General features: G+C 66.0%; 8 protein-coding genes and 1 pseudogene. 3 read left to right on the top strand and 6 right to left on the bottom strand.

The features are described from left to right. Together VGV06_13960 and VGV06_13955 are read left to right on the top strand one after the other, a co-directional pair. A partial coding sequence (locus tag VGV06_13960; protein HEV2056257.1) for an aromatic ring-hydroxylating dioxygenase subunit alpha occupies nucleotides 1-938 on the top strand: 938 nt, incomplete at its 5' end. A 22-nt stretch (nucleotides 939-960) separates the two neighbouring features. Next, nucleotides 961-1,725 (top strand): SDR family NAD(P)-dependent oxidoreductase, encoded by a 765-nt coding sequence (locus VGV06_13955; protein HEV2056256.1) that lies wholly within the window; start codon nucleotides 961-963, stop codon nucleotides 1,723-1,725. A 387-nt stretch (nucleotides 1,726-2,112) separates the two neighbouring features. Here the strand turns inward: VGV06_13955 and VGV06_13950 are convergent, their stop codons facing one another. From VGV06_13950 to VGV06_13925, 6 genes and pseudogenes are all read right to left on the bottom strand, one after another. After that, nucleotides 2,113-2,916: a transporter gene (locus VGV06_13950; GenBank protein HEV2056255.1), complete on the bottom strand. Its 804-nt coding sequence runs from the start codon at nucleotides 2,914-2,916 to the stop codon at nucleotides 2,113-2,115. A 14-nt stretch (nucleotides 2,917-2,930) separates the two neighbouring features. Next, nucleotides 2,931-3,374 (bottom strand): adenosylmethionine decarboxylase, encoded by a 444-nt coding sequence (gene speD, locus VGV06_13945; GenBank protein ID HEV2056254.1) that lies wholly within the window; start codon nucleotides 3,372-3,374, stop codon nucleotides 2,931-2,933. Nucleotides 3,375-3,384: 10 nt separating this feature from the next. Then, nucleotides 3,385-5,124, bottom strand: coding sequence for an ABC transporter ATP-binding protein (locus tag VGV06_13940; GenBank protein ID HEV2056253.1), 1,740 nt, complete (start codon nucleotides 5,122-5,124; stop codon nucleotides 3,385-3,387). Beyond that, nucleotides 5,121-6,056 (bottom strand): spermidine synthase, encoded by a 936-nt coding sequence (locus VGV06_13935; protein HEV2056252.1) that lies wholly within the window; start codon nucleotides 6,054-6,056, stop codon nucleotides 5,121-5,123. Before VGV06_13935 ends, VGV06_13940 begins: the two co-directional genes overlap by 4 nt. 377 nt (nucleotides 6,057-6,433) lie before the next feature. Next, the gene (locus tag VGV06_13930; protein ID HEV2056251.1) at nucleotides 6,434-6,949 is read right to left on the bottom strand and encodes a hypothetical protein; all 516 of its coding nucleotides are present in this window, start codon (nucleotides 6,947-6,949) and stop codon (nucleotides 6,434-6,436) included. A gap of 249 nt (nucleotides 6,950-7,198) precedes the next feature. Then, a pseudogene (locus VGV06_13925) lies at nucleotides 7,199-8,334 on the bottom strand (IS1380 family transposase). Between the two features lie 99 nt (nucleotides 8,335-8,433). Here VGV06_13925 and VGV06_13920 point away from each other — a divergent pair. Continuing rightward, nucleotides 8,434-8,810: ABC transporter substrate binding protein (locus VGV06_13920; GenBank protein HEV2056250.1), on the top strand; the 377-nt coding region annotated here is incomplete at its 3' end.

Below are 8,810 nucleotides of genomic sequence, written 5' to 3'. Positions count from 1 at the left end.
CGGGGGGAACTGCGGGGGGGCCCGCGAGCCCACCGCCCCCGCTGCCGCAGCTCGAGTGGACCCTCCTGCCGGAGCCCCACACGCTCATCTCCAAGCGCGTCCAGGAGTGCAACTGGTTCCAGGCGCTCGAGGGCGGGATCGACTCGAGCCACATCTCGTTCCTCCACGCGCCGATCAGCCACACCGACACGGAGATCGCGCGCGAGCTCGACCGGGCGAGCTTCGGCATCGGCGAGACCGTCCAGACGGCCGACCGCGCCCCGCGCTTCGAGGTGGCGGACACCGACTACGGGGCGCTCATCGGCGCGCGGCGGTCGTGGCCGGACGGGCAGCACTACTGGCGCGTGAGCCAGTTCCTCATGCCCTTCTACACGATGCCGCCGACCGACCGCGACGAGAAGATGACGCAGTCGCATATCTGGGTGCCCATGGACGACACGCATGTCGTCAACTGGATGGTCACGTGGCACCCCGACCGCGAGCTCACGGACGAGGAGCGGGCCCTGCATATCGCGGGCAAGGGGGCGCATGTCTGCGACTATGCGCCGGCGACGTCCGACGCCTACGGCGACGTGCGCACCGCGGCCAACCGCGGCAACGACTACGGCATGGACTGGGAGGCGCACCGCACCCGCATGTTCTGCGGCATCCCGGGTTTCGGCGTGCAGGACCAGGCCATCCAGGAGAGCCAGGGGCCCATCGTGGATCGCACTCAGGAGCGATTGGGAACGAGCGATACGGCGATCATTCACGTCCGCAGGCGGCTCATGGGCCTGGCGAGGGCGCTCCACGAGCGAGGGGAGCTGCCCGCCGAGGCCAGCCCGGAATCCTTCTGCGTGCGCTCGACCTCCTTCCTGTTGCCCGCTGGGGCCAATTGGGTCGAGGGCGCGATGGGGCGCGTTGTCGCCAAGCCCGGCGGCCACCTGACCCTGGCCTGAGCGGAGCAGCATGGCTTCGCGCATGACTGGGCGCGTCGCCCTCGTCACAGGCGGGGGAGGCGGCATCGGAGAGGCGACGGGCCGGTTATTCGCCGAAGAGGGTGGGAGTGTCGCCCTCGTGGACAGCGACAAAGCCGCGGTCGAGGCGGCCTCGGCCGGCATCGCCAAGGCGGTGGCCGGCGCGCGCGTTTCGGCGATGGTCGCCGATCTCAGCAGCGAGGTGGAGGCCCAGCGCGTCGTGGACGACACCCTCGCGGCCTTCGGCGCGCTGCATACCCTGGTCAATGTCGCCGGCGTCAGGCTCTACGCGCCGCTGGCGGCGGCCGACCCAAAGGGCTGGGAGTTCATCCTCGGCGTCAACGTTCTCGCCACGGCGTACTGCTGCAAGGCCGCGCTGCCGTCGCTGCGGCTCGGCGGGCGGGGCTCCATCGTCAACGTCTCGTCCGTCTACGGCGTCAAGGGGCGGGCGGGCATGGGCCAGTACGACACGACCAAGGCCGCCGTGCTCGGATTCACCCGCGCGCTGGCCGTTGAGGAAGCGCCCCACGGCATCCGCGTGAACGCGGTGTGCCCGGGCGGGACGATCACGCCCTTTCACATCCGCCGCGCCGCCGCACAGGGCGTTTCAGAAGCCCAGCTGCGCGACCAGCGCTCACAGGACAACCTCCTCGGGCGCTGGGCGGAGCCGCGGGAGGTCGCCTACCCGATTCTCTTCCTGGCCTGCGACGAGTCCTCCTACATCACCGGCGCCACGCTGATGGTAGACGCCGGCAAATCGATCGTCTAAGTGGGAATATGGCAATTGGACTGGATTTCGCTGAGCGATGGTACCGAATCCAGTTCGCTGCGAACCTGGACGTGGAGGTCAGTCGCCATTCGAGCCCGTGTTTACAGTCCGCTACACGCTTGCTGTTCTCGGTTAGCCACGTACCCGATGTTGACTCAACACCATGGTCCAGCGGATTTGAATCCCGCGGGTGGTTCGAGACCCTCTCTCTCCCCGGCCTCCTCTAAGGCCACATAAGGCACCTGCAGTACCCCTCGGCAAGGCGCTAGATGAGGAAATCAAGAGTTCACCACACCTCGGCGACGATCACGGAGCTTGTAACACTCGGCGGGGAAGCGGTCCACGGTCCAGGAGAGCTCCACGTGTCCGGCTACACCTAGCGAGGGGTTAAAAGCTCCAGTTCAAAGTGCCATGGAGGGCGTAGTCGAAGGTTCTCGCGTTCGTCACCGGTAGCTGAAACCCGATGCCCAGCGTCACCTCTCGGAGGAGCTGGAAATTCACGCCAGGGCCAATGTAGAGCTGTGGCTGCCCCCGACGATCCCGATCCCCTGGCTGAGGGGCACCTCCGACTCTGGTCACCGTCGTCAGTTCCAACAGAGGAATCAGCCACGGCCGAACCGCATAACCCGCCGCCACGCCTGCCGTCAGCGTCTGCCCTTTCGGGTGCGGCCCTCCGTCGTTCAGGTTCCAGCCGTACGCAATCTCCGCCACGAGGTATGACCGGCCCCGCATCGTGCCAGCCGAGAGGAACGGTTCGATGGCCAACTGGCCACCCAGGTCCCGCCGTTCCGAGCCCGTCGGCAGTGTCAGGCTGAACCCTGTCGACAGCTGCGTGCGCGAGTCAGTCGACTGGAACACCAGGAACTTGCTCTCCAGTTCGAGGTCACCGGTCCCCCCCGCGCCATCTCCCAATCGTGGATTCGTGAACACGACCGGCATCTCAAGCGTCAGCTGCCACCACGACACAATCGGCATCGCCAGAGCTGGGGCGATCGTCGACTCTCGGCCGTCTCGCCTCTTCGTGTCGCTCACTCGGACCCAGAGCTCTCGCTCGAGGACAGGTCTCCGGGTCACGAGGGGGAAAAAGTCGTCGAGGGCCAGCGGCGCGGTGTCATCCCCCGCAGCAGGAGACGCGATGAGCATCGCGCCGAGCGCGATCAGGACACACCACGAGGTCACCCAGCCACCCAAGCAGGTGTGTTTCCTCATCCGAGCACTCTGGGCTGACCCGTCGCCCTCCCGTGCTCATACGTAGCTGGGGCCGTGCGGGCCGCCGCCACAGCTCCGGGACCGAGCGACGTCGGGAGAATACCGCGCTGCACCTCGAGCACCGACACGCGCTGGGCGCCGAGCGCCGCAATCACGGACTCAACTGCCACGTCCGGCCTGAATGCCTCACCGCGGGAGAAGATGTCCGCCGCAGTGTACCGATGCTCCGGCCAGGTGTGGATCGACACGTGGGACTCGCTCATGATCACCACCCCACTGAGTCCGAACGGAGAAAACTGGTGAAACGTGCTTCCGACAATGGTCGCCCGGGCGCGCCGAGCGACCGCCAATAGTATCGTCTGCACGGCCTCCAGATCATTCAGGATTTCGGGGGCGCAGTCGAAGAGCTCCACGATGAGATGGCGTCCCAGCCTCTGCATGGGTCCCCGCTTACGCTCGTCGCCGCTCAGGGGCGGCCGCCATCTCGGCCAAAAGCGTGCGGTAGAGCCCGCTGTCAGTATGCAGGGCCTCGCGGGATCCATCTGCGATCAGACCTCCCTGATCGAGCAGCAGGATCCGCTCCGCAAGCTGGATGGTCTCGGGTCGATGGGCCACCACGAAGGTCGTGCGCCCCGCCATGAGTGGCTTGAGCGCCGCTCCGACTTGATGCAGGGCCTCGCCGTCCAGATGGGCCGTCGGCTCGTCCAGTACGAGCAGCCGCGGCTGCTTCAAGAACAGCCGGGCCAGGGCGACCAGCTGGCGCTCCCCCCCGGACAGTTTCGCCCCCCGCTCCCCGACCACGGTGTCGAGGCCCTGCGGAAGTCGGCGGATGACGCGGTCAGCGCCCGACTCGCGCACCGCCTCCTCGATCTCCTCCCGGCTGGCCTCCGGTCGGCAATAGGCGATGTTCTCCGCGATCGTCGCGTAGAAGAGGAACACGTCCTGCGTCATCAGCCCCACGGACTTCCGCCAGAGATCAAGATCCCACTCCCTGAGATCGACCCCCCCCACGACGATGCGGCCTTCGGTCGGGTCGTAGAAGCGCAACAGGAGATCCATTAGCGTGCTCTTGCCCGCGCCGTTCCGCCCCACGACGGCGACCACCTCGCCGGGCTTCACGGTGACGGTGAGGTTTCGCAGCACCTCCCGGGTACTACCCGGATAGCGGAACGACACCGTCTCCATCCGAATATCCCACCGATCCTCACTGGGGCGCCGACCGCTCGAAGCCGGCAGCGGCTCGTGGTCGGCGAGAAGCTCCTGCAAACGAGCACCGACGGCGCGGCAGGTCTGGAGATGCCGGTAGAAGCCTCCGACCCGGCTGACGGGCCCCGCGAGGATCTCCATGTATGCCATGAACGCCACGAGTTTGCCGGCCGTGATCTGCTTCCCCAGGATGAGGTGCCCCCCGTACCAGACCACCACCACGACACCCAGCAGCTCCATGAGCTCGAACACCGGCACCAACAGGGCTTCAAGGCCCGCCGCCCGAAGCTCTCCGTGCAGGATCGTGCGGTTCGCCTCGTCAAGCCGTTGAAGTTCGTACCGCTCGCTCTTGAAGGCATGGACCGTGCGAATACCGGCGAGCGTCTCCTGCAGTCGACCGGCCAATCGGGAGCCGATGTTCTGGATGGACTTCCGCAACGTCGGGAGGGGCCGCCCCACATAGGCGGTGATCCCCGAAGCCACAATCAGGAACAGGACCACCAGGCCCGTCAGCCGCACGTCCGACCAGGCCATCACGCTCAAGACGCCTGCTACGGTGAGGACCTCAAACGGCAGATCGCTGAACAACTCCACCGCGTGATCCTCGAAGAGCGCCGCATCGCTGGTCACGCGATGCATCAGTTCGCCGGTCTTGTGGCGATGAAAGAACGCCAGGGATTGGCTGTGGAAGTGGACGTAGAGCCGGCGGCGGAGGGCGTAGGAGCCGGCGTAGAGGACGCGCGCCTCCACCTGGAGGAGCCCCGCGTGCGCGACGTAAAGTAGCGCGAGCAGCCCCAGCATCCAGAGGACCCAGCGGTCGAGGCTCGAGCCGTGGGCCTCTCCAAGCGCCGTGTCAATCGCTTGCTGAAGAAGCCACGGGAGCGTCAGCTCCGCCGCCGCCACGACGACCGCCAGCCCAAGGAGGGCCGCGCACAGGTCCTTCCGGTGGGTCGCGTAGCGCCAGAGAAAGCGACCCCAGGTCATTGAGCGCGGGCGGGTGGGGTGTCCCTAGGCAGTGTCTGATGGTTCAGGCGGGCCTTGACGTCCTTCGACAGCGCAAACATGCGGACATGCGCGTCGGGGTCGTAGAAGTCCAGCTGGGGCGCCAAGTTTTCGACGCCGGTGGCTCCCCTCGTGCGCAGACGGTCCATCAGGAGGTCAGGCGCCACGCCGGCCGGATCCAGGCTATTCGAGGCGATGAGAAACCCCCAGTCGGCCCAAAACGAGGGGATGAAGGTGACGTAGGATCTCACGACTTGGAAGACCAGGCTGAGCGTGTCACGCACCTGCACGTGATCGACGTAATCGAGGCCGGACAGCTCCATCGCCTGTACGACAAGGAGCCCCCCTGCGGCCAAGCGCCTCTGCACACCTCGATAGAAGCTCTCCGTGTAGAGGGCTAACGCCGGGCCCTCTTCCAAGGCGTCGCAGATGTCCACGATGACCACGTCGAAGGTCGTCGAGGTGTGCTCGATGTAGTCTTTGCCGTCGGCGAACACGAGTTCGACCCGTGGGTCCTGAAACGCACCCTGATGCCATTCCGGCAGCCACTTCTGGCAGAGCTCCACGAGTTCCCGATCGATGTCCACCATCACGACACGCTCGACAGTACGATAGCGCAGGACCTCCCGCAGGCTCGCGCCCTCCCCGCCCCCAATGATCAGTACCTGGCGGGGCGCCGGATGAGTGAGCATCGCCGGGTGCACGAGGGCTTCGTGGTAGATGTACTCGTCTTCTTCGGCCGACTGCGTCCGCCCGTCAATGACCAACATCTTCCCGTACTCCTGGGTGTCGAGGATGGCAACCTCTTGGAATGCCGTCCGCCCTGTGAACAGGAAGGACCGTGCGGCGAAGCTGTGATACTCATACGGTGTGCCACTTTCACGGTACCAAAAGACGGAGGGTTCTTGGGCCATGACGCAGCCTCCCACAGGGGTCAGGTTCGAACACCGGGATCGTCAGGATAGCATTGGAGTGTACCTCTCAAGGTGGCAAATTGGATAAGATGTTGTGATCAAACCCGACCTCACGGCGTCCACGCAGTCGGCTAAGTGGCCTCCGTTCGCCCTTGACCGCCGCCACTTGTCGGCCCCTGCCAAGGCAATCCAGAAGAGAAGGAAGATGCGAATTTGTCGAGCTGGAATGGCGATGGCGCTGCCGCAGGCTCATTCCCATGTAGAGGGGATCCGCTGGCACAGCGTTACGTCACCTGCCGTCACCGCCGTCGTTGGGGCGCCGTGGCTGTGTAGCGCCCTCCACGCTTGTACGCATGGGATGGGCAGGCCTGCCGGCCTCACTCTAGCGCCACTGAGATCTCCTTGAGTTCTTGGCCCCTGAAGAGCACCACCTCCGCAACCGGATGCCCATCCTTCAGCATGGGCACGATGCTCACAGCCCGGAACCCTGGGTTCGCCTTCACCGCTTGCTCGGTGGCCGCACGGAGTGACACCCTGGCCTTCAGCATCGCCTCACGATAGCCCTTCGCCAGCCGCACTTCCTTGCCATCCGCAATGGGCTCGACGCTTGCCACCACCCCTGTCTTGGGGTCCACGGTGACGTCCAGGAGTTCGGCCCCCTTTGTGATGTAGACGGTTAATTCGAGGCGCCCATCTTCTATCTCAAACTCCGCGGAGATTGGTATGCCTAGACGCTCGCTGACCGACAATCCTGCCTCCAACGACACTCTCGCGCCCTTGAGCGCCTCGATGAGTTTCGCGTTCTCACTGTCCTCCGTCCCATGCGCCGCACATGCCGCCACGAGAAACGTCAGGACCACGGTCAGTGCGAAGACGGAACGCCGTGGCATCATTGATCCCTCCGAAAAGGTTCAGCTGGGATTTCCGATATGGACCGATCGCCGCCCCGGTGACGGCGTCCACCGAGCGGGCCAGCTCGTCAACACGTCCCAACACGCAACGGCAGCCACTCTGGGATCCCCTGAGGCCGGTGCAGCCCGTTGCCTCCGAGTGTGGTCACTCCGACCGTGTCGTGCAACGACACCGCCACCGCGGCCCTCTCTCGCTGCTCCTTCCTCCGCTCCCTGTGCAGGACTCGGGAATCACGTCGGATGCCCCGCGAGCCGCTCGATGCGCCCGAGGATCTGCCCAAAGAGAGTCGGAGTCAAGTTGCTCTCGGCCAGCTGGCGGATGAAGTACCGGACATGCCGGATCAGGCGGCCGCCGGTCTTGAACAGTCGCTGCTGCAAGCTCGTCAGCGACCAACTCTGCATGGTCAGGGGGAGAGCGAGCCGACGCAGGAGGGTGCCGAGATTGTCGGCGATGACCCCGAGGAGCCACCGCACCTCGTGGGCCCGAAAGGCGTGGCAATGGAGGCGCGTCCACTAGGCGGCGTCTGTGCCCTTCTTGATCCACTGCTCTGCCGTCCCGCGCTGGTTGTCGAAGTGGACGACGGCGCGGTTCGTCCCCGTGAGCGTGGTGAGGATGAAGTCCACCCGAGGAAAGAGTTCCCCAAGGCGATGCTCGACCTTCGCGATCACGCGCCGAGGCCGGTCCCAGGAGGCGGCTCGATACTGAAAGCTCGGGTAGCGGACCAGCGGGGCGTGGCTCGGCCGGCCGCGCGGCCGGATGAGCAGGTCCTCGACGGCCCGCTCCAGCACCTCGTTGGCCGGGAGCCGGATGGCGTACGCCACGCCTCGCCGCTCCAGGGTCTCGTACAGGGCCGGGAGGGCAAAGGCCGCGTCGGCGCGGACGACGACGGTCTGCCCTCGAGCCTGGGACCGGTCAATGACGGGCAGAAGGATCTTCCCCCATCCGTCTGCACTGTGGACGTTGCCCGGCCGGAGTGTGGCGGCTAGGCAGTCGCCCTCGTGGTTGAAGACGAAGCGCGGATGATAGCAGACGGACTCGACGTGACCGTCGTCTCCCGCCGCTCGCGGGAGACCAGCATTCGAACGGTGGGGTCCTCGGCGAGCCGCTCCGCATCGGTGGTATCCTCGTACCCTGCCAGGCGGCTCTAGACGGACTGTCGGCACAGGTCCGCCCGAGGGAATTGGCGGTTACGTCCCGTGCGGGGTTCGGTGGGGGGTCGCTCGATCAGGGCGCTCAGGCCGAGCCGCTCGTCCAATTCGCGTGGCAACAGCAGCCCGGCGTAGGAGGTCACCGTCGCGCCATGGAACTCGACGCGGAGTTGGGGGTTGAACGAGAGGCGAACCGGGCCAGCTTTCGCGTCACCCATTGGGTGGCGCCCTCCGCGTCAGCGAGGAACCCTCGAGAGCCACGTTTCTTGCGGGTGCTGAGCAATTATGGCCCAGGATGCTCCGCCTTCAAATCGAAAATGTGGGTTCCCATCATCATGGTGTCAGCCGGCGATCCGGTCGCTTCCGGCTTTGCCGCGAGCGTGGCGCGTCCGGGGGGCAACATCACCGGCATGTCATCGCTCCTGCCCGAGATGGACGCCAAGCTGCTGGCTCTCCTCAAGGAGGCCGTGCCCAAGGCCAGCCGGGTGGCGGTGCTTTGGAACCCGAACAGCCACGGCGGGGTGCTGGGCTTCAAGGCGATGCAGGCCGCAGCGCCGGGGCTCAAAGTCACCCTGCTGTCGATCGAGGTACGCAAGCCGGATGAGCTCGAGGCCGCCTTCGCGGCCATCACGGCCCAGCGGGCGGACGCCGTCCTGGTCATCACCGACCCGATCACATTCAGGAACCGCGACCG

Source organism: Candidatus Methylomirabilota bacterium (assembly GCA_035936835.1).
In the GTDB taxonomy this organism is placed as follows: domain Bacteria; phylum Methylomirabilota; class Methylomirabilia; order Rokubacteriales; family CSP1-6; genus AR37.
Note: the sequence above shows the minus strand (reverse complement) of the source record. Positions and strands in the feature narration are given on the sequence as shown.

What these genes read in the sequence shown, in the direction of transcription:
- VGV06_13955 (HEV2056256.1), top strand. Translation starts at nt 961, where the DNA reads ATGACTGGGCGCGTCGCCCTCGTCACAGGCGGGGGAGGCGGCATCGGA.
- speD (HEV2056254.1), bottom strand. Translation starts at nt 3,374, where the DNA reads ATGCAGAGGCTGGGACGCCATCTCATCGTGGAGCTCTTCGACTGCGCC.
- VGV06_13940 (HEV2056253.1), bottom strand. Translation starts at nt 5,124, where the DNA reads ATGACCTGGGGTCGCTTTCTCTGGCGCTACGCGACCCACCGGAAGGAC.
- VGV06_13935 (HEV2056252.1), bottom strand. Translation starts at nt 6,056, where the DNA reads ATGGCCCAAGAACCCTCCGTCTTTTGGTACCGTGAAAGTGGCACACCG.
- VGV06_13930 (HEV2056251.1), bottom strand. Translation starts at nt 6,949, where the DNA reads ATGATGCCACGGCGTTCCGTCTTCGCACTGACCGTGGTCCTGACGTTT.